Origin of the sequence: Actinokineospora sp. HUAS TT18, assembly GCF_051364635.1 — a bacterium.
Taxonomy (GTDB): domain Bacteria; phylum Actinomycetota; class Actinomycetes; order Mycobacteriales; family Pseudonocardiaceae; genus Actinokineospora.
This window is the reverse complement of the sequence record NZ_CP195645.1, coordinates 5,637,317-5,656,487: the sequence shown is the minus strand read 5'-3', so window position 1 is coordinate 5,656,487 and position 19,171 is coordinate 5,637,317. Positions and strand designations below refer to the sequence as shown.

22 protein-coding genes are annotated in these 19,171 nt (G+C 70.8%); 13 read left to right on the top strand and 9 right to left on the bottom strand.

All coding sequences use genetic code 11. The annotated features are described in order from the left end of the window. Positions 1–68 precede the first annotated feature (68 nt). From ACSHT8_RS26190 to ACSHT8_RS26180, 3 genes are all read left to right on the top strand, one after another. Entirely contained in the window at positions 69–563 is a 495-nt protein-coding gene (locus tag ACSHT8_RS26190; RefSeq protein ID WP_436493558.1) for a helix-turn-helix transcriptional regulator, read from the top strand. A 2-nt stretch (positions 564–565) separates the two neighbouring features. After that, on the top strand, positions 566–1,558 hold the full coding sequence (locus ACSHT8_RS26185) for a gamma-glutamylcyclotransferase family protein (RefSeq protein WP_436493557.1): 993 nt from the start codon (positions 566–568) through the stop codon (positions 1,556–1,558). Positions 1,559–1,622: 64 nt separating this feature from the next. Continuing rightward, complete coding sequence (locus ACSHT8_RS26180) at positions 1,623–1,988, top strand: PRC-barrel domain-containing protein (RefSeq protein WP_436493556.1); 366 nt, start codon at positions 1,623–1,625, stop codon at positions 1,986–1,988. Positions 1,989–2,039: 51 nt separating this feature from the next. Here ACSHT8_RS26180 and ACSHT8_RS26175 read toward each other — a convergent pair whose 3' ends face one another. Continuing rightward, positions 2,040–2,993: a LysR substrate-binding domain-containing protein gene (locus tag ACSHT8_RS26175; protein WP_436493555.1), complete on the bottom strand. Its 954-nt coding sequence runs from the start codon at positions 2,991–2,993 to the stop codon at positions 2,040–2,042. 93 nt (positions 2,994–3,086) lie between these two features. Here ACSHT8_RS26175 and ACSHT8_RS26170 point away from each other — a divergent pair, with 93 nt between their 5' ends. After that, the gene (locus tag ACSHT8_RS26170; RefSeq protein WP_436493554.1) at positions 3,087–3,641 is read left to right on the top strand and encodes a peroxiredoxin; all 555 of its coding nucleotides are present in this window, start codon (positions 3,087–3,089) and stop codon (positions 3,639–3,641) included. A 1-nt stretch (position 3,642) separates the two neighbouring features. Further along, entirely contained in the window at positions 3,643–4,182 is a 540-nt protein-coding gene (locus tag ACSHT8_RS26165) for a carboxymuconolactone decarboxylase family protein (protein WP_436493553.1), read from the top strand. 49 nt (positions 4,183–4,231) lie between these two features. On the opposite strand, the gene ACSHT8_RS26160 is transcribed toward ACSHT8_RS26165, so the two are convergent. After that, positions 4,232–5,512 (bottom strand): SGNH/GDSL hydrolase family protein, encoded by a 1,281-nt coding sequence (locus ACSHT8_RS26160; RefSeq protein ID WP_436493552.1) that lies wholly within the window; start codon positions 5,510–5,512, stop codon positions 4,232–4,234. A gap of 167 nt (positions 5,513–5,679) precedes the next feature. Between ACSHT8_RS26160 and ACSHT8_RS26155 the strand changes: the two genes are divergently transcribed. The 4 genes from ACSHT8_RS26155 to ACSHT8_RS26140 all read left to right on the top strand — a co-directional run bounded on the left by ACSHT8_RS26155 (position 5,680) and on the right by ACSHT8_RS26140 (position 8,386). After that, positions 5,680–6,030, top strand: a complete 351-nt coding sequence (locus tag ACSHT8_RS26155) for a hypothetical protein (RefSeq protein ID WP_436493551.1) — start codon at positions 5,680–5,682, stop codon at positions 6,028–6,030. A gap of 63 nt (positions 6,031–6,093) precedes the next feature. Then, complete coding sequence (locus tag ACSHT8_RS26150; protein ID WP_436493550.1) at positions 6,094–6,708, top strand: TetR/AcrR family transcriptional regulator; 615 nt, start codon at positions 6,094–6,096, stop codon at positions 6,706–6,708. After that, on the top strand, positions 6,705–6,851 hold the full coding sequence (locus ACSHT8_RS26145; protein WP_436493549.1) for a hypothetical protein: 147 nt from the start codon (positions 6,705–6,707) through the stop codon (positions 6,849–6,851). Before ACSHT8_RS26150 ends, ACSHT8_RS26145 begins: the two co-directional genes overlap by 4 nt. Then, positions 6,848–8,386: a glycerol-3-phosphate dehydrogenase/oxidase gene (locus ACSHT8_RS26140; RefSeq protein WP_436493548.1), complete on the top strand. Its 1,539-nt coding sequence runs from the start codon at positions 6,848–6,850 to the stop codon at positions 8,384–8,386. The genes ACSHT8_RS26145 and ACSHT8_RS26140 overlap by 4 nt, the downstream gene beginning before the upstream one ends. Here ACSHT8_RS26140 and ACSHT8_RS26135 read toward each other — a convergent pair. From ACSHT8_RS26135 to ACSHT8_RS26120, 4 genes are all read right to left on the bottom strand, one after another. After that, on the bottom strand, positions 8,377–8,952 hold the full coding sequence (locus tag ACSHT8_RS26135) for a hypothetical protein (protein ID WP_436493547.1): 576 nt from the start codon (positions 8,950–8,952) through the stop codon (positions 8,377–8,379). The two genes, ACSHT8_RS26140 and ACSHT8_RS26135, sit on opposite strands and share 10 nt — an antisense overlap. Positions 8,953–9,100: 148 nt before the next feature. Beyond that, positions 9,101–10,708 carry a transglycosylase SLT domain-containing protein gene (locus ACSHT8_RS26130; RefSeq protein WP_436493546.1) on the bottom strand — a complete coding sequence of 536 codons (1,608 nt, stop codon included), beginning with the start codon at positions 10,706–10,708 and terminating at the stop codon, positions 9,101–9,103. Further along, the gene (locus tag ACSHT8_RS26125) at positions 10,709–11,011 is read right to left on the bottom strand and encodes a type VII secretion target (protein WP_436493545.1); all 303 of its coding nucleotides are present in this window, start codon (positions 11,009–11,011) and stop codon (positions 10,709–10,711) included. Positions 11,012–11,027: 16 nt separating this feature from the next. Beyond that, the gene (locus tag ACSHT8_RS26120; RefSeq protein WP_436493544.1) at positions 11,028–11,468 is read right to left on the bottom strand and encodes a YbaB/EbfC family nucleoid-associated protein; all 441 of its coding nucleotides are present in this window, start codon (positions 11,466–11,468) and stop codon (positions 11,028–11,030) included. Positions 11,469–11,657: 189 nt separating this feature from the next. Here ACSHT8_RS26120 and ACSHT8_RS26115 point away from each other — a divergent pair, with 189 nt between their 5' ends. Continuing rightward, entirely contained in the window at positions 11,658–12,551 is an 894-nt protein-coding gene (locus ACSHT8_RS26115) for an ABC transporter ATP-binding protein (RefSeq protein ID WP_436502180.1), read from the top strand. Continuing rightward, on the top strand, positions 12,548–13,750 hold the full coding sequence (locus ACSHT8_RS26110; RefSeq protein WP_436493543.1) for an ABC transporter permease: 1,203 nt from the start codon (positions 12,548–12,550) through the stop codon (positions 13,748–13,750). Before ACSHT8_RS26115 ends, ACSHT8_RS26110 begins: the two co-directional genes overlap by 4 nt. On the opposite strand, the gene ACSHT8_RS26105 is transcribed toward ACSHT8_RS26110, so the two are convergent. From ACSHT8_RS26105 to ACSHT8_RS26095, 3 genes are all read right to left on the bottom strand, one after another. After that, positions 13,740–15,035: a cryptochrome/photolyase family protein gene (locus ACSHT8_RS26105; RefSeq protein ID WP_436493542.1), complete on the bottom strand. Its 1,296-nt coding sequence runs from the start codon at positions 15,033–15,035 to the stop codon at positions 13,740–13,742. The two genes, ACSHT8_RS26110 and ACSHT8_RS26105, sit on opposite strands and share 11 nt — an antisense overlap. A gap of 69 nt (positions 15,036–15,104) precedes the next feature. Continuing rightward, a complete protein-coding gene (locus ACSHT8_RS26100) occupies positions 15,105–16,424 on the bottom strand; it encodes a citrate synthase (RefSeq protein ID WP_436493541.1) in 1,320 nt (439 codons plus the stop codon). Between the two features lie 196 nt (positions 16,425–16,620). Further along, the gene (locus ACSHT8_RS26095; protein WP_436493540.1) at positions 16,621–17,214 is read right to left on the bottom strand and encodes a TetR/AcrR family transcriptional regulator; all 594 of its coding nucleotides are present in this window, start codon (positions 17,212–17,214) and stop codon (positions 16,621–16,623) included. Positions 17,215–17,326: 112 nt separating this feature from the next. Between ACSHT8_RS26095 and ACSHT8_RS26090 the strand changes: the two genes are divergently transcribed. Further along, complete coding sequence (locus ACSHT8_RS26090) at positions 17,327–18,472, top strand: acyl-CoA dehydrogenase family protein (protein WP_436493539.1); 1,146 nt, start codon at positions 17,327–17,329, stop codon at positions 18,470–18,472. Between the two features lie 96 nt (positions 18,473–18,568). Further along, entirely contained in the window at positions 18,569–19,168 is a 600-nt protein-coding gene (locus tag ACSHT8_RS26085; RefSeq protein ID WP_436493538.1) for a hypothetical protein, read from the top strand. Positions 19,169–19,171 lie beyond the last annotated feature (3 nt).

Below are 19,171 nucleotides of genomic sequence, written 5' to 3'. Positions count from 1 at the left end.
GACCCGCCCTGCCCGCCTCGTCCCCGCGCGACCGCAAGCTGAACGCGACGTCCTATGTCGTGCTCGGGATGCTTAGCCATGGCCCGGCCACCAGCTACGACCTCAAGCAGCGTGTCGGCTACACGATCGGCAACTTCTGGGCCTTCGCCCACTCCCAGCTCTACGACGAGCCCGCGCGCCTGGCCGAGGACGGCCTCGTGACCTCGGCGGTCGAGGAGAGCGGGCGGCGCAGGCGCACGTACTCGATCACCGACGCGGGCCGGACCGCGCTGGCGGAGTGGCTGTCCTCGCCGACCCCGGAACAGACCGAGGTCCGCGACCTCGGCCTGCTCAAACTCTTCTTCGCCACCTTCGGCGGCGAGTCGAACCTGCTCGAACTGGCCCGCGCGCGGCACGCCTCGCACAAGGCCAGGGGCGACGGCTACCTCGCCCAGCGCGAGCAGATCATCGACCACGCCGACCGGTGGCAGGTGAAGTCGCTGGAACTGGGCATCCGGTTCGAGCGCTGCGTCGAGGAGTTCTGGGCGGAGTTCATCACCGAGCTAGAGGCCGACCAGCGCTAGCGATGTTCGTCGACGCCGACTACCCCGCCCTGCCCTACCCCGGCGGCTGCCCGCCGTTCTCCTACGTCCACGACGAGGGCACCGGGTGGCCGCTCGACGGGCTGGACGTGGACCGGTGGCTGCGCGACCGCGGTGCCCCCGTCCAGGCCGAGCGGGTGCCGGTGCTGGCCTACGGGTCCAACGCGTGCCCGTCGAAGCTGAGCTGGCTGCGCTCCGAGCTGGGCATGTCCGGTCCAGTCGTGGTCCTGCGCGCGAAGTGCACGGGCCTCGCGGCCGTGTGGGCGGCGGGCCTGCGGAGCGTGGACTCGTCGCGGCCGGTCGTGCTGGCCGCGCTGCCCGGCGTCGAGGAGCACGCGGTCCTGCTGGTCACCCCGGAGCAGGTCCGGGCGCTCGACGCGTGCGAGGGCCGCGGCACCCGCCACCACCTGGCGTTCGTGCGCACCGGCGAGGTCACCCTGGCCGCGGGCGGCAGGCTGGACGGCGTCCTGGCCTATGTCGGGGCCACCGAGTCCCGCCGTCCGCTGCTGGTCGACGGCGCCATGGTGCGCAGTCTCGAACCACCCAGGCCGGGCGTCGCCGGATCGTCCGACGGGCTGGTCTACGACGTCCTGGCGGGCGATCCCGTCCCCGACGCCTACCCAGGGTCCCTGTTCGTCTACGGCACTCTCCAGCCCGGCGCGTCGGCGTGGGACGTGCTGGCGGGCGGCACGGTCGGCACGCCGCGGCGGGCGCGGATCGCGGGCACCCTGTTCGACACCGGCCGCGGCTATCCCGCGCTCACCATCGGCGCGGGTCCCGGGGTCGACGGCTGGCTGGTCGAGCTGGCCGGGCCGCAGGTCCTGGCGGCCGCCGACGCCTACGAGGGCGGCGAGTACAGCCGGGTTCGAGCGGTCCTCGACGACGGCACGCTGTGTTGGACCTATGTCTGGATCGGACCGCACGCCGGGCTGGTCCCGATGGCCGCGGCCTGGCCGTCCGGGTCCCCGATGGGGTGAACCACGGGTGAGGCCTGCCCGCTCGCGGTTGCGGGTCGGGCCCACCGGAGTGACCGTGGTCGCTATGAGACCGCAGGACCTGATCGGCCATGACGTGTACGACCCGGACGGCCGCAAGATCGGCCGCGTCGGCACGGTGTACCTCGATGGGGCGACCCGCGAACCCGGATGGGTGACGGTGCGCACCGGGCTGTTCGGCCACCGGGAGAGCTTCGTCCCGCTGACCGGCGCCCACCCCGGCGCCGAGGGCCTCCAGGTAGAGGTCGCCTTGGACGTCGTCAAGGACGCTCCACAAGCCGAAGGGACGCTCTCGGCGGAGACAGCGACCGAGCTGTACCGCTATTACGGGCTCCCGGACGCTCCCCCACCCATCCCCGTCCAACGGGTCCCCAAACCGTCGGACATGCCCCGAAAAGCCCCCGCCCACTAAGTCCCCTGGTGGGCGGCGCCGAGACCCGACGCCGCCCACCGGGCCCAGGTTTTATCCGGCGAGTGCTTCCTCGCCCGTCAGCCGAACCGGGAGCCGCCGGGTGCGCACCGCCCTGCGCAATTCCGCCGCGATCGCGGCGTATTCCGCCGACCGGCCCGCGCTTTCCCGATAAACGAGCGCGATACGCCGCCGGGGCGCGGGTGAGGTGAATCGGGTGACCGCCAATCCCGCTCGTTTCGCCTCGATGGCGACCGCCGTTTCCGGCAGCACGGTCACCCCCATTCCCGCCGAGACCAGCTGGGTGAGCGTGGTGAGGCTCGCCGCCCGCGCCGCCGATTCCGGTTCCAGCCCCGCCGACGCGCAAATGTCCAATGCCTGGTCCCGCAGGCAATGGCCTTCCTCCAGCAGCAGCAAATCGAGCGTGCCCAATTCCGCCGCGTCCACCGAGTCCCGTGTGGACAGTGAATGGCCGCGCGGGGCGACGAGCACGAAGTCCTCATCGTAGAGCGGGTCGACCGCCACGCCCCGCGACCCGACCGGCACGGCGAGCACGGCGGCGTCGATCCGGCCGGACTGGAGCCCCTCGCTCAGCGCGGCCGTCCGCTCCTCGTGCACCTCGACGGTCAGCGCCGGGAACGCCTGCGCCAACCCGCGCAGCACCACCGGAAGCAGGTACGGCGCCACGGTCGGGATGAACCCCAGGCGGACCGTTCCGGAGAACGGCGCGCGAACACTGTCCGACTCGGACACCAACGAGTCCACCGCGGCGAGGACCGCCTTCGCGTGCGGCAGCAGGCGTTCACCCGCCCGAGTGATCATGACCTTGCGTGTGGTGCGTTCCACAAGCCGCGACCCGAGTGCTTCCTCGCATCCGGACAGTCCGGCCGAGAGTGTGGGCTGACTCACCCCGAGCGCCGCCGCGGCCCTGGTGAAGTGCAGGAACTCGGCCACCGCGACGAAGGCGCGCACCTGGTTGATCGAGGGTCCCCCGGTATTGATCCCCATGGCCGATGAGTCTATGCGGCGACGCTGATTTCTCGGATCAATGGGATGTCGCCAAGATGAAGCCCTCCACAAAACGATCTTTAGGAGCATCCCGTGCTGACCGTGGGCGACCAGTTCCCGGAATACTCGCTGACCGCGTGCGTCGACCTCGACGCCGACAAGGCCTTCACCACGATCGACCACAAGTCCTACCAGGGCAAGTGGCGCGTGGTGTTCTTCTGGCCCAAGGACTTCACCTTCGTCTGCCCCACCGAGATCGCCGCGTTCGGCCGCCTCGAGTCCGACTTCGCCGACCGCGACGCCCAGGTGCTCGGCGTGTCGGTCGACTCGGAGTTCGTCCACCACGCCTGGCGCAAGTCGCACGACGACCTGCGGGACCTGCCGTTCCCGATGCTGTCGGACATCAAGCGCGAGCTGTCGGCCGAGTTGGGCGTGCTGGGCAAGGACGGCGTGTCGCAGCGCGCGACCTTCATCGTCGACCCGGACAACGAGATCCAGTTCGTGATGGTCACCGCGGGCTCAGTCGGCCGCAACGTCGAGGAGGTCCTGCGGGTCCTCGACGCGCTGCAGACCGACGAGCTGTGCCCGTGCAACTGGAACAAGGGCCAGGACACCCTGGACGCGGGCAAGCTCCTCGCGGGCGTCTGACATGTCGCTGGACACGCTGAAGGACGCCCTGCCGGGCTACGCCAAGGACACCAAGCTCAACCTGGGCTCGGTCATCGGCACGTCGACCCTGCCCAAGCAGCAGGTCTGGGGCGCAGCCCTGGCCTGCGCGGTCGCCGCGCGCAACGGCGAGGTGCTGCGGCAGATCGACGCGGCGGCCCGGGAGCACCTGAGCCCCGAGGCGCGCGAGGCGGCGCTGGCCGCGGCGTCGATCATGGCGATGAACAACGTCTACTACCGGGCCAAGCACCTCATCGGCGACCCCGAGTACGCGAACCTGCCCGCGCGGCTGCGCATGCAGGTCATCGCCAAGCCGGGCGTCGACAAGGTCGACTTCGAGCTGTGGTGTCTGGCGGTCTCGGCCATCACCGGCTGCGGGGTGTGCCTGGAGTCGCACGACAAGACGCTGCGGTCGGGCGGGGTCTCGCGCGAGACCGTGCACGAGGCGCTGCGGATCGCGTCGGTCGTCCACGCCGCGGCGGTGACGCTGGAGGCCGAGTCGGCGCTGTCCGTGACGGTCTGAGAAACGCGCGACGGCCCCCGCTCTGATGAGCGGGGGCCGTCGCTTTCCCTCAGAGCGAACCGAGGTCGATCGCGTTGGCCATCGCGCGGTAGCCCGCGTCGTTGCAGTGCAGCTTGTCGCCGCCGTCGAACTCGTCGCGGATCTCGTCGCGGTTGTCGGGGGTGGTCACCGCGTACTCGAAGTCGGCGACCGCGTCGTACTCGCCGCTGGTCCGGATCCACTCGTTGACCGCGTCGCGCACGGCCTCGCCCTCCTCGGAGTACACGCCCTCGTACGGGTTGTTCTTGTACGGCAGGATCGTGCCGCCGATGATCCGCAGGCCGCGCGCGTGCGCCAGGCGGATCAGCTCGCGGTGCGAGTCGATGAGGATCTGCGCGGTCAAGCCGGGGACGGGCGGGCCGCACGGGTGGTCCTCAGTCTGGGTGAGGGCGATGACGTCGTTGATGCCCTCCGAGACGATCACCGTGCGCACACCGGGGACGTCGAGCACGTCGCGCTGGAAGCGCTTGACTGCCTTGTCGCCGAAGCAGAGCGAGTCGTCGAGCATCCGGTTGCCCGCGAGGCCGGCGTTACGCACACCCATCGGCTTGCCAACCGCGACGAGACGCTCGGCGAGTTCGTCGGGGTAGCGGTTGTCGGCGCCGACGGTGGAGAACGAGCCGTCGGTCAGCGAGTCGCCGAAGGCAACGACGGCCTTGCCGGGACGGCCCCAGAAGCCGGCGACGTCGACGCCGGTCAGGAAGTAGTTCGACACCGTGGTCTCGGTGAACGCCGCGCCGTCGCGGGCGAAGCGCTGGTCGCCGGTCGCGCGGTAGGCGTTAGCGGAGGCCCACGCGTGGAAGGTGGCCTGGCCGGTCTGCTCGGCGAAGTACAGCGAGACGGTCAGCTTGTCCAGCGGCGACGTCCGCAGCCACGCGGCGTCGCTGTAGAGCTCGGCGCCGACCGGGATCGTGGCGGAGGCGCGGTGGCCGAAGGTGAGCACGCGCGTGGTGCCCGGGCGCACGGCGGCGCCGTCGCCCGCCTTGGCGATGGTGGCGCCGGTCAGCTTCAGCGGGGCTGTGCCGTACACATTGGACAGTTTGATTCGCGTGGTGTCGCCGCCGGTGCTGACCCGCACGACCTGGCGCACGGTGTGGTTCACGAAGCCCGACTGCGACCAGTTCGGCTCGAAGGTGAACTCGTTGGGCAACTCGGCGGACATCGACCACGCGCCGACCCAGCCGGTCCCGGCTGTGGTGCTCTGCTCCGGCGAGGCCGCGGCGGCCGGGGACAACAGCGTGAGCGCGGCGGCGGACGCCGTCAACACCCGCGTCAATCGCGATGAGGTCATGCGCCAACGATCAAGCGTCCGGCGTTGACCGGGCTACCTCCGCCTTGCCATACCCGATATCCGGTCGGATTTCACCCTGTCGTGGGTGCCTGTGGATGATTTCGGGGATGGGTCTCGGCTGTGGATGGATTCCGCCGAACGAGCGAGATCTTTGCCAGGATCTAGGCATGAGCACCGAACCTGAAGACCCGCTGGACCGCATCACCCTCAGCCCGGCCCGCTTCGCCGCCGTGCTGGTGGTCGTGGCGCTGCTGCTCGGGCTGGTCCTGGCGCTGGTGCCGGTCAAGGTGGCGAGCCCGGCGGTGGCCAGACCGGCCAAGGTGAGTTGCGGCAACACCATCGGCGGCGTGGAGACGCGGTCGATCGTCGAGGGTCTCGGCGAGGACAGAGCGGCCACGGTGGACTACATCGACATGTGCGAACGCGCGATCAGCGAGCGGACGACGGTCTCCTGGCTGTTGTTCTTCGGCGGCTTAGTCGGCGGGATCGGGATGGGGGTGGTGCGCAGACGCCGCTGAGATCGGGAAGTGTCCAGGTGGGTGAGGTGGTCTTTGGGGACGACACGCGCTAGGGTGTGACACATGACGTCTAAACGTCACACCTCGTCGGCCAGGGTCGATGACGATGTGCTGCTCGACGCGGCTCGGGCGTGCGTGCTCGACCAAGGAGTCAGCCGGACCACGCTGACCGATGTGGCCCGGCGGGCCGGGGTCAGCCGGATGACGCTGTATCGGCGGTTCCCGGACGTGCGCTCGCTGCTGGCGGCCCTGATGACCAGGGAGTTCTCCGCGGTCCTGACCGAGGTCGGCGCCACGGCGACCGGGCTGGCCACGGCCAGGGAGCGGCTGGTCGCGGGGGCGGTGGCGGCGGTGCGCGCCCTGACGGCCGACCCGCTCATGCGCACCATCCTCGACCGCGACGGCGCTCTGGTCCTGCCCTACATCGTCGAGCGGCTGGGGACCACCCAGCACCTCGCTGAGGAGTTCCTGCGCGCCCAGATCTCGATGGGCCACGAGGACGGGTCGGTGCGCTGCTCCGACGCCGACATCCAGGCGCGGGCCGCCCTGCTCGTCGTGCAGTCGTTCGCCTTGTCGTTCACCCCGGCGACGGCGGCACTCGACCCGGAGGGTCTACTCGCCGAACTCACGCACGTGCTGGACATGAGTCTGCGCCCGATCACCCCGGACCCCCGATGACCGCCACCCACCGCGAGATGAACCTGCGCCTGAGCGCCCTGGCCCCATTGACCAAAGCCCATCCCAACACCCGCAAGCCCGCCACCCACCTCACCGCGCCTGCCGCGGGCGTGCGGCACATGAGCAACCCGGAGTCCCGATGACCGACACCCACCTCAACGCCCGCAGGCGTGCCGCCGATCTCGCCGCGCTCGCCGCCGGGGAGGTCGTGGACGTGCTCGTCGTCGGCGGCGGGGTGACCGGGGCCGGGGTCGCGCTCGACGCCGCGTCGCGGGGGCTGTCGGTGGCTCTGGTGGAGGCCGAGGACCTGGCGTTCGGGACGTCGCGATGGTCGAGCAAGCTGGTCCACGGTGGCCTGCGGTACCTGGCCAAAGGCGACGTGGGGCTGGCCCACGAGTCCGCTGTGGAGCGCGGCATCGTCATGACCCGCACCGCCCCGCACCTCACCCGGCCGCTGCCGCAGGTCATCCCGCTGCACGCCAACGTGTCCACTATGGACGCCGCGATCACCTTCGCCGGGCTCGCGGCGGGCGACGTGCTGCGCCGGGTGGCGCGGACGCCGTCGAGCCTGCTTCCCCGGCCGCGCAAGGTCTCGGCGCCCGAGACGCTCGCGTTGGCGCCGGGACTGCGCCGTGCCGGGCTGCGCGGCGGGCTGCTGTCGTTCGACGGTCAGCTCATCGACGACGCCCGGCTCGTCGTCGCGCTGGCCAGGACCGCGGCCGGGTTCGGCGCCCGGGTGATCACCAAGGCCAAGGTGACCACCCTGACCGGCACCGGCGCCGACGTCGTCGACCGGCTGACCGGCGACACCGTGCAGATCCGCGCCCGCGCGGTGGTCAACGCCACCGGCGTGTGGGCGGGCACCCTGGTCGACTCGGTCACGCTGCGCCCGTCGCGCGGGTCGCACCTCGTCCTCGACGGCAAGGCGCTCGGCATCGAGAACGCCGCGCTCACCGTGCCCGTCCCCGGCCACTTCGGCCGCTACGCGCTGCTGCTCCCGCAGGCCGACGGCCGGGTCTACCTGGGGCTGACCGACGAGCCGGTCGACGGCCCCATCCCTGACGTCCCGGCCGTGCCCGAGTCCGATGTGGACTTCCTGCTCGACATCGCGGGCACCGTCCTGGCCACCCCGCCCACGCGGGCCGACATCCTGGGCCGCTTCGCGGGCCTGCGCCCCCTGCTCGACGCCCCCGGCCGCAGCGCCGACCTGTCGCGCCACCACGCGGTGCTCACCGCCCCCGACGGCGTCATCACCGTCGTCGGCGGCAAGCTCACCACCTACCGCAGGATGGCCGCCGACGCCGTCGACCGCGCCGTCGAGTCCGCGAAACTGGCCGCGGGCCCCAGCCGCACCGCGGCACTGCCACTGGTCGGCGCCGCCTCCCGCCCGCAGCTCGCCGCGGTGGACGCGCCGGAGCGGTTGGTCCGCCGCTACGGCACCGAAGCGGTCAAGGTCCACGCCATCGGCCTGCTCGACCCCGCACTCGCCGAGCCGATCGCCGCGGAGATCACCGCCGCCGAGGTCGTCTGGGCCGTGCGCAACGAGGGCGCCCTGGACGCCGACGACGTCCTGCAGCGCCGCACCCGCATCGGTCTCGTCGACGCCGACGCGGAAGCGGCCAGGCCCGCCGTCACGGACCTGGTCGCCCGCGCCCTGCACGGCGTGGATCAGCGGTAGCAGTCCTGGGCCTTGAGCTCCAGGTCGACAGCCTTGACCTTGTCCCCGTCGACGAACAGCACGTACCGAGCGGCGGGATTGCCTGGAACGTCGGCGAAGTAGCCACTCGGGATGGCGTCCAGCTTCGGGTAGGCGCGCTTGACCGCGGGCAGTGTCGCCCCCGCGCCGATCCCCTCCGGCGTCCGCGCGCCTGCCGGATACGCGATGGCGGCGAGCCCGAGGCGCGCCGAGATGAACACCCCCGTGTCGCCCGCCTTGAGCTTGTGCACCGCGCAACTGGTCGAAGCGGGCACGTCGGTGATCAGCTTGGTCGCCAATGCCTGGTCCCTGGACATGCCCAGCTTGAGTCCGCCGAATCCGTCGGGACCCAGCAGCGGCGCGGGAACCGCCGAACTGGGCGCACCGCTTCCCGGCGGTGCCGCGGTGGCGCTGGGAGCGGTAGTCGCCGCGGTGGAGGTGGGCGTCACCGTGGTCGGCGAAGCGGGCGCCGAGGTGCACGCGGTGAGCGCGAACCCGCCCATGGCGAACGCGGCGGCGAGCGAGATTCCCCTGCGGTACAACGACATGACGGGCTCCTTGGCGTCGTGGTGACCGCCTCTCGGCCACCGACACCCTCAACACGCCCGCCCCCGCGATCCCGTTGCCACGGTGATCGAACCGTGACAAACGAAAGCGGCCCCACTCGCGAGAGCGGGGCCGCTGACGAAACGAGAGCTACCGCTGGGGGCCGAACGAAGGCGCCGTCGCGGCGAAGGCGTCCATCAGGCTGTCCCACTGGGCCAGGAAGTACATGACCCCGGCGAGCATGTTGTCGACCGGCGACCAGATGTTGTCGTAGCCCTGCACCTGGTGCTGCTGGAACACCGGGTCGGTGATCTGCATGAGGCCCTTCGGCGGGTAGCCCTCCGCCGCGCTCGGGTCCTGCAGGTTCATCGCGTGCGGGTTGCCGCCGGAGTTGCGGTCGACGATCTGGGCGATCTGCTCGGCGTTGATCCGGGACGGGTCGACGCCGTGGTTGATCAGGATCTCCACCGCCGAGCCGATCCAGCGGGCGCGGTCGACGCGCGACGCCGGGGCGCCCGCGTCCGGCGGCGGGCCGCTCGGGCCATAACCGCCCACGGGCGGCTCGACGTGCGAGATCGGCCCCGGCACACCGGTTCCCGGGTAGACCGGCATGCCCGCCTGGCCACCCGTCGGCGGGCGGTACGTCGACGGCGCGGGCACCGCCCCGTGCGAGTAGGTCGGCTGACCCGCCCCACCACCCGTCGGCGGGCGATACGTCGACGGCGTCGGCACCGCCCCGTGCGTGTACGTCGGCTGACCCGCCCCACCACCCGTCGGCGGGCGATACGTCGACGGCGTCGGCACCGAGCCGTGCGCGTAGTTCGGCGCCGTCGTCGCGGTGCCCGGCTGGTACTGGTTGTAGCGGTAGTCCTCGTGCGCGGGCTTGCGGTAGTCGGCCGCGGCGGGACCGGCGTCGTGGCTGTAGCGGGCGTTGGCTGCCGCGTCGATGCCGGTGGTGTTGATCGGGGCCGTCTGCCTGGTCGACGCACCTTGGGTGTTGTTGGCCCGGCCGCCGATGGTCTGCAGCAGCTGCTTGACCGCCTTGGCCAGGTTCACGATCTTCTGGATCGTCTGCATGATCTTCTGCAGCGACGAGACGAACTTCTGGATCTTGCCGATGATCTTCTGCGCGGTCTGCACCGCCTCGGCCACCGACTGCACGATGCCCTTGGCGATGCTGGCCCCGAAGCTCAGCCACGCCTCGGCCAGCGCCTGGATGATGATCTGGATGACCTTCTGGACGCACTTGTTGATGAAGTCCAGAACCGTCTTGCGCACCTCGGCCAGCAGTTGGCCCGCCTGCTGGATGGCCTGCCCGATGCCCTGGCTGACCTGGGCGAGCGCGTCGAGGCCCTGGGCCTGGGTGGCGCTGGCGCGGCGGTAGCCGTCGGCGGCGGCGCCGTGCCAGTTGCAGGTCTCGGCGCGCGCGGCCTCGCGGTAGCGCTCGGCGGTGGCGGTGATCTGCTGGCTGGTCTTCATCCAGCCGTTGGCGCTGCCCATGATCGAGTTGGCGTCGCCGAGCAGCGCGTCGAAGGGCTCGCGCAGGAACGAGATGTGCTCGATGATCCAGCCGAACCCGGCGCTCGCGGCGGCGCCCAGGGGGTCGCCCGCGATGTTGATGACGTCCATCGCCACGTTGGTGATCGACAGGCCCGCGTCGAGCCAGTCGCCGCGTTCGATGGCGTCCTTGGCGCTGCGCACGTCGTTGGCGATGTTCGCCGCGCCCTGTTCGGCGGGCGACGAGGTCGTGGTGGCCATCTATGCCCTCCGGCCGTTCAGCGTGGACGCGTTGGCGTTGTCGATGTTCTCGTATTCCTTGGCGATGTCCTCCAGCCCCTGGCGGACGTCGTCGAGCGACCCGGCGACCTTCGCGATGCCCTGCACCACGTCGCCGCACGCGCTGAGGATGGCCGAGGCGAAGAACTGGCCGATGACGCCGTAGGCGCCGTCGGTCACCGACTGCGCGGAACCGGTGGCCGAGTGGACCTGCGTCGAGCAGGTCTGGACGGTCCGGGTGTGCACCCGGACCTCGGTCACGTTGACGTTGAAACCGCTGCCCATGTGATCCGCCTCGTCCCTAGTTCACGACTTCGGGTGGGTTCTCGAAGTAGTCGTCGTCTGCCCTGGTGTCGCGCAGCGCGTCGAGGTTCGTCGGGTCGTCCTTGCCGTCGCCGGCGAAGCCCTCCGGCAGGTGGGACTTGACCACGTCGAGCGCCGGGCCGTCGCCCATGAACTCCTGCATGGTGGCCACGACCTGGGCGCTGGCCTCCCGCTGGGCCTGCCTGGTCAGCTCCATGATCTGTCGGGCGAGGTGCTCGGGTTCCACATCGCGCACGCCCGGCCGCAGGATCAGCCCGGTGGTGGCGCCGCTGGCGCTGACCCGGACGGTGATCTCGCCGTCCTGTGACGTCGCCGTCCCGCCGACCTCCCGCAGCGCCTTGTCCGCCTTCTGCGCGTTCGCCGCGGCCTGCTTCAGTTTCTCGTCGTACTGCGCGAGCCACTGCTCAGGGTCGTTCATCCTCGCCCCTCCAATGGTCCAACCAGGATCATTCGCCTCTTGGACGGAGCATCCTCCGATCGGTTCCCCCGCAGACCCGAAACGGCGAACTCGTTTGCAGCCGCACCCGACCGGGCGGCGACGCGGGCCCCGGACACGGGATACTGGCTGGGACGAACCGGGGAAGGGGTCAGCGTGCCTGCTGCGGCGATGCTGGAGGTCGACAGGGTCTCCAAGCGCTACGGCGAGGTCCTCGCGTGCGACCACCTGAGCTTCCAGGTCCGGGCGGGTGAGCTGTTCGGCTTCGTCGGCGGCAACGGCGCGGGCAAGACCACCACCATGCGGATCATCCTCGGCGTGGTGCGCCCCGACAGCGGCCAGACGCGCTGGGCGGGCGCCCCCGTCGACCACGTCGCCCGCCGCGCTTTCGGCTATCTGCCGGAGGAACGCGGCCTTTATCCCAGGATGAAAGTGCTCGACCAGTTGGTCTATCTGGCCGAGCTGCACGGTTTCGGCGTCAACGAGGCCCACCGCGACGCCGAGACCTGGATCGCCCGCCTCGGCCTGCGCGACCACCGCGGCGACGAGGTGCAGAAGCTCAGCCTCGGCAACCAGCAGCGCGTGCAGCTGGCCGCGGCCCTGGTGCACGATCCCGAGGTGCTGGTGCTCGACGAGCCGTTCTCCGGGCTCGACCCGATCGCGGTCGACCTGCTCGCCGACGTGCTGCGCGAGCGGGCCGACATGGGCGTCCCGGTGCTGTTCTCCAGCCACCAGCTCGACCTGGTCGAGCGGATCTGCGACCGGGTCGGGATCATCCGAAGTGGACACATGGTGGCCTGTGGCACGGTCGACGAGCTGCGCGAGGGCAGCGGCACCATGCTGGTCGTGCACGCCCCGGCCGCCGCCCCCGGCTGGGCCGACGGCGTCCCCGGCGCCACGGTGCTGAACGTGCGCGACGGCCGCACCTGGCTGCGGCTGGCCGAGGGCGCCGACGACCAGCCCGTGCTCAAGGCCGCGCTGGCCACCGGCCCGGTGCACGAGTTCAGCCGCCACCGGCCCTCGCTGACCGAGCTGTTCCGCGACGTCGTCGGGGGTGGCGCGTGACCAGGGCCCGGCAGGTCGGCGCGGGCCGCACGGTGTGGCTCATCGCCCGCCGCGAGCTCAACACCCGGCTGCGCACCAAGTCGTTCCTCATCGGCACGGCGGTGTCGCTGGCCGTGCTGACCGCGTTCGTCCTGATGCAGAGCACTCTGTTCGCGGGCGAGTCGGAACAGCGGGTCGGCCTGTCCGGCCAGGCGACGGCCATCGCCGCCCAGCTGCAGGAGCAGTCCAACGCGCGCGGCGTCGCCGTGCGCACCTCGACGGTCGACGATCTCGGCGCCGGCGAGGCCATGGTCGCCGACGGCGAACTCGACGTGCTGGTCAGCGGCGCTCCCGCCGCGCTGCGCGTGCTGGTCCGCGAGTCCCTCGACGAGGACGTGCGCAAGGCGCTCAACGCGATCGTCCAAGAGCAGGTCCTGCGCGCGCAGCTGGCCGCGGTGGAGGACCTCGACCCCGACCAGGTCCTCGACACCGTCGCCGACGCCACCGCCGACGTGCACGCCCTCGGCCCGCCCGACCCGAGCCACGACCAGCGGCTCGCGGTGGCCCTGGTGATCGTCGCGATGCTCTACATGGCCCTGCTGCTCTACGGCACGATGGTCGCCCACGGGGTCGTGGAGGAGAAGTCGAGCCGGGTCGTGGAGATCCTGCTGGCCACGGTGCGCCCGTGGCAGCTGCTGCTGGGCAAGGTCGTCGGGCTCGGCCTGGTCGGGCTGGCCCAGTTCACCCTGATCGGCACGGTCGGCCTGGTCCTGGCCACCGCGACCGACGTCCTCACCATCACCGGCGCCGCGACGAGCACGCTCGTCTGGGGGATCGTCTGGTACCTGCTCGGCTACCTGTTCTACGCCACGGTGTTCGCCTCGGCCGGGTCGCTGGTGTCGCGCCAGGAGGAGACCCAGTCGGTGCTGCTGCCCATCACGATGGTGCTGGTCCTGGCCTTCGTCCTCGGCTTCGGCCTGCTGTCGCGCGCGCCGTCGGGCACCGCGACGACGGTGCTGTCCTTGCTGCCGCCGTTCTCGCCCATCCTGATCCCCGGGCGCATCGCGATGGACGCGGTCCCCGGCTGGCAGATCGCCCTGGCCGCGGTGCTGACGCTGCTGTCCGTCGCCGGTCTGGCGTGGCTCGGCGGCCGGATCTACGCGGGCGCGGCCCTGCGCACCGGCTCCCGGCTTCGGGTGCGCGAAGCCCTCAGTTCTTGATCGCCGCGTACCGCTCCAGCGCCACCTGCCGCTCGTGCGCGTGGTCGACGATCGGCGCCGGATACCCGTCGACGGACGCGGTGTGCACGGCTTTCCCCGCTACGGAACGAAGTTCCGGGACATACCGCCGCACGTAGTCGCCGTTCGGGTCGAACTTCTGGCCCTGCGTCGTCGGGTTGAACACGCGGAAGTACGGCGCCGCGTCCGTCCCCGACCCGGCCGTCCACTGCCAGCCGTGCTGGTTCGACGCCAGGTCGCCGTCGACCAGGTGCCGCATGAAGTGCCGCGCGCCCCACCACCACGGCAGGTGCAGGTCCTTCACCAGGAAGCTCGCCACGATCATCCGCACCCGGTTGTGCATCCAGCCTTCGGCGAGCAGCTGGCGCATCCCGGCGTCCACGATCGGAAAGCCCGTCCGGCCCTGGCACCAGGCGTCGAACAGGGAGGCGTCGTCATAGGCCATGCGGTCGAACTTTCGGTCGTAGTTCTCCCGCGCGGTCTCCGGCCGGTGCCAGAGGACATCGGCGTAGAAGTCGCGCCAGGCCAGCTCGGCGCGGTAGGTGTCGTCGGGGCACTCGGCGAGCAGGGTGCGCGGATGCACGCAGCCCCAACGCAAGTAGGGCGACATCCGGCTCGTCCCCGGCAGGTCGGGCCGGTCGCGCAGCGCCGCGTAGTCCGCGCCGTCGAGGAACCGCCGCCACGTCCGCAGCGCGGCTTTCTCGCCCGCCTCGGGCAGTTCGGCGTCGACGGCGGGATCATCCGGGATCTCTTCGCCCGGGACGTCCATCCATTCCACTGTGGACTTCCCGGCGGGCGCGCGCCAACCGTGCCGCACCCACGCGCGGTAGAACGGGGTGAACACCTTGAACGGCTCACCGTCGGCCTTGAGGATTCGTCCAGGCGTTACCGCGTAGGGAGATCCGGTCGCGACCAGCTCGACGTCCATTTCGGACAGTGCGCGCCCGACCGCCGCGTCCCGCCGCCTGCCGTACGGCCCGCAGTCCGCCGAGATGTGCACCGACCCCGCGCCGATGTCCGCGGCGACGCGCGGAACCACCTCGGCGGGACGCCCCGAGAGCACAAGCAGCCGCCCGCCCAACTGTGCGTCGAGATCACGCAGGCAGCGGAACAGGAACGCGACGCGCGCCGCCCCCGCGGGCTTGAGCAGCACCGGGTCCAGCACGAACAGCCCGACCGCGTGCGGCGAACGTTCCGCCGCCTCGAGCAGGGCCGGATGGTCGCGCGTGCGGAGGTCGCGACGAAACCAGACGATCACCGGAGCCATCGTCCGAACCTACCCCGTACAGCGGAGCGGGGCCGCCCCAGCCATGGGACGGCCCCGCTCCGGGGAGACTCAGCGCTCGGTGACCGACTTGTAGTCGCGCTCGGTCGGCCCGGTGTAGACCTGGCGCGGGCGCCCGATCTTGGTGGCCGGGTCGTTCATCATCTCGCGCCAGTGCGCGATCCAGCCCGGCAGGCGGCCCAGCGCGAACAGCACGGTGAAGAACTTGGTCGGGAAGCCCATGGCCCGGTAGATCAGGCCGGTGTAGAAGTCCACGTTCGGGTAGAGCTTGCGCTCGACGAAGTAGTCGTCGGTGAGCGCGCGCTCCTCCAGCTGCTTGGCGATGTCGAGCAGCGAGTCGTCGCCGCCCAGCTTGGCGAGGATGTCGTCGGCGGTCTTCTTGATGATGGCCGCGCGCGGGTCGTAGTTCTTGTAGACCCGGTGGCCGAAGCCCATCAGCTTGACGCCGTCTTCCTTGTTCTTCACCTTCTTGATGAAGGACTCGACGTCGCCGCCGCCGTCCCGGATGCCTTCCAGCATCTCCAGGACCGCGCTGTTCGCGCCGCCGTGCAGCGGACCGAACAGGGCGTTGATGCCCGCGGACACGCTGGCGAAGAGGTTGGCCTCCGACGAGCCGACCAGGCGCACCGTCGAGGTCGAGCAGTTCTGCTCGTGGTCGGCGTGCAGGATGAACAGCAGGTCGAGCGCGCGGACCAGGTCCGGGTCGACCTCGTAGTTCTCCGCGGGCAGGCCGAAGGTCATGCGCAGGAAGTTCTGCACGAGGCCCAGGGAGTTGTCCGGGTAGAGGAACGGCTGGCCGACCGACTTCTTGTAGGCGTAGGCCGCGATGGTCGGCAGCTTGGCCAGCAGGCGGATCGTGGAGATCTCGACGTGCTTGGCGTCGAACGGCTTGAGGCTGTCCTGGTAGAAGGTCGACAGCGCCGACACCGCCGAGGACAGCACCGGCATCGGGTGCGCGTCGCGCGGGAAGCCGTCGAAGAAGCGCTTGAGGTCCTCGTGCAGCAGGGTGTGCCTGCTGATCTTGTGCGTGAAGTCCTCGAGCTCGGCGGCGGTCGGCAGCTCGCCGAAGATCAGCAGGTAGCTGACCTCGAGGAAGGTCGACTTCTCCGCCAGCTGCTCGATCGGGTAGCCGCGGTAGCGCAGGATGCCCGCGTCGCCGTCGATGTAGGTGATCGCCGACGAGCACGCCGCGGTGTTGACGAAACCGGGGTCGAGGGTGACCAGCCCGGTCTTGGCCAGCAACTTCCCGAGGTCGACACCCGAGGTGCCCTCGGTGGCGGGGACGACCGCCATCTCATGCTCGCCACCCGGGTAGGCGATGGTGGCGGTCTGCTGCTCGGTGCCAGTGGGCGCTACGGTCCCGTCGGGCATGGACTTACCTCTCACACTCGGTCGCGAGGCGGCGGTCCGAGCCGAGCCGGTACGGCCCGTGGTCGGGTGCGAGCGCGGGCGGGTGACCGCCGCGGCACAGCACCGCCCCGTTGGGGTCCTGAGCCCCCTACGCTAGTGGTCCGAGCGCGTCTCGGACAGCCGTGGACTGCCCGGACGGCTTGCGTTGGGACACGTATCACACACCCGATCGTCCTGGGTCCAGGCCACGCAGCAGCAGATCCGCCAGTCCGGCGAACGCCTCGGAGTCCGAAACGTCGGCCCGCGCGCCGAGTACCCCGGTCTGGATGCCCTCGATGATCCAGCCGACCATCTCGCCCACCAACCGAGCGTGCACGTCCCGGAACAGACCGTCCGCGACACCCTCCTGGATGAACGCGCGGATGCGCGCGGCCGCGGCGGCGGCGTTGCGCTCGTAGACCCGCCTGGTCGACGGGAACGCGGCCACGTCGGCGACGAACTTGGCTGTGGCCTTGCTCATCTCCTCGCCCGCGCCGGAGAGATAGCGCACGATCCGGTCCCTGGCGTCGCGGGCGGCGGCGACGTCCTTCTCGATGCGCTCGGTGGCGCCGCGGAAGAAGTGGCCGACGACCTTGCGGGCCAGCTGCTCCTTGCTGGGCGCCAGCGCGTAGAGCGTCGACTTGGAGCAGTGCAGGCGCGCGGCGAAGTCGTCCAGGGTCGACTCGGCGAACCCGTCGCGCAGGAACAGCGCGAGCAGCTCCTCCAGCAGGGCCGCCTGACGGGCGGTCGGCGCGCGGCGGGCGGTCGTCATGACACGCAGCGTATCGACAGCGGCATTCCAGAAACAGTACTCTGAGGCGTCCGCCAGTACTGTTTCTCGTACACTCGCCAGTACTGCTCCCCGTATCCCCCGGAGGCCAACGATGCCCGCCGAGCGCCTGCTGCCGACCACCGAGGCGGAGGACCTGCTCAAGCTCACCCGCGAGATCGCGCGCGACGAGCTCGCGCCGCTCGCCGCCGAGTACGAGGAGCAGGAGCGCTTCCCCCGGGAGCAGTTCAAGCTGCTCGGCCGCAGCGGCCTGCTCGGCCTGCCGTACGCGGAGAAGTGGGGCGGCGCCGCGCTCTCCTACGAGGTCTATCTGCAGGTCCTCGAAGAGATCGCCGCGGCGTGGATGTCGGTCGGCGTCGGCCTCTCAGTGCACACGATGTCGTGCTTCGCGCTGTCGGAGCACGGCACCGACGAGCAGCGCGACCGCTTCCTGCCCGACATGCTCGGCGGCGACCTGCTCGGCGCGTACGCGCTGTCGGAGACGCACGCGGGCTCGGACGCGGCGGCGCTGTCCACCCGCGCGACCCGCGACGGCGACCAGTACGTGGTGAACGGCACAAAGGCGTGGATCACCCACGCGGGCCACGCCGACTTCTACACGACGATGGTCCGCACCGCGGATACGGGCGGGAAGGGCATCAGCTGCCTGCTCGTCGACGCCGACACGCCTGGCCTCTCCGCGGCGGCGCCGGAGCGGAAGATGGGCCTCACCGGGTCCACCACCGCCCAGATGATCTTCGACAACGCCCGCGTCGACGCCGACCGACTGCTCGGCGACGAGGGCCAGGGACTCAAGATCGCCTTGGTGGCGTTGAACTCCGGCAGGCTCGGCATCGCCGCGTGCGCGGTCGGCCTCGCCCAGGCCGCGCTCGACGAGGCCGTGGCCTACGCCAAGCAGCGCACCCAGTTCGGTTCGGCGATCATCGAGTTCCAGGGCATCGAGTTCCTGCTCGCCGACATGGCCGCGGCGGTCGAGTCCGCCCGCGCGATGTACCTGGAGGCGGCCCGCAGGCGCGACCGCGGTCTGCCGTTCGTCCGTCAGGCATCTATCGCGAAGCTTGTCGCGACGGACGCGGCGATGAAGGTCACCACCGACGCGGTGCAAGTACTCGGCGGCGCCGGATACACGCGCGATTTTCCTGTCGAAAGGTACATGCGGGAGGCGAAGGTTCCTCAGATATTTGAGGGTACGAACCAGATCCAGCGTATGGTGATCGCCCGTCAGCTGCGCAACGGGTGATTGGCGACTATTGGACACCGCCGCCCACTTACGTTGTCGACGCTTCCGACGATCAACCCGGTACCCGGAAGTCTGTCCCAGTCAGTGGGGGTTCCCTTGAGTTTTCCGACGCTGGCCGAGCATGTGGTGGAGGTCCTCGCCCAACTCGGGGCGGGGACGATCACCGGCCCCCGTCGACGCGCGGCCGACACACTGTTCGACGCGGTGATCGGCAGGCTTCGGCGCACCGGCACGGCGAGCACGTTCGACCTGTTCGCCGCCGACCCGGCCGCGCCCGCGCGGCGCAGGCCACTGGTCGAGATACTCAACCGGCAGTTCAAAGACGACCCCGCCTTCCGTGACCTGATCGCGGGAATGGTGCGGGCGACCGACATCGCCGCCCCGGCACCGCAGGAGCCCGCCAGGTCCGTCTTCCCGGCGCGAAAGGTGGCCGTGGCCGCCACGGGCATCCTGGTGGCCGCGGGCATCGCGCTCGGCGCCCGCGCGCTGGTCCTCAACCTCACCGAGAAGCCACTGCCCGACGGCACGTGCCGAACGTTCTTCGCGATGACGGGCGAGGACCAGCGGTCGCTGCTGGAGCGGGTCTACCACGCCCGCAACCAGCCGCTCATGGAAGGCGATCCGTACATCGTGTCGAGCGTGCTCTACGGCTGCGGCCAGAACCCTGAGCGCACGGTCAACGACGTGATCGGCTGATCT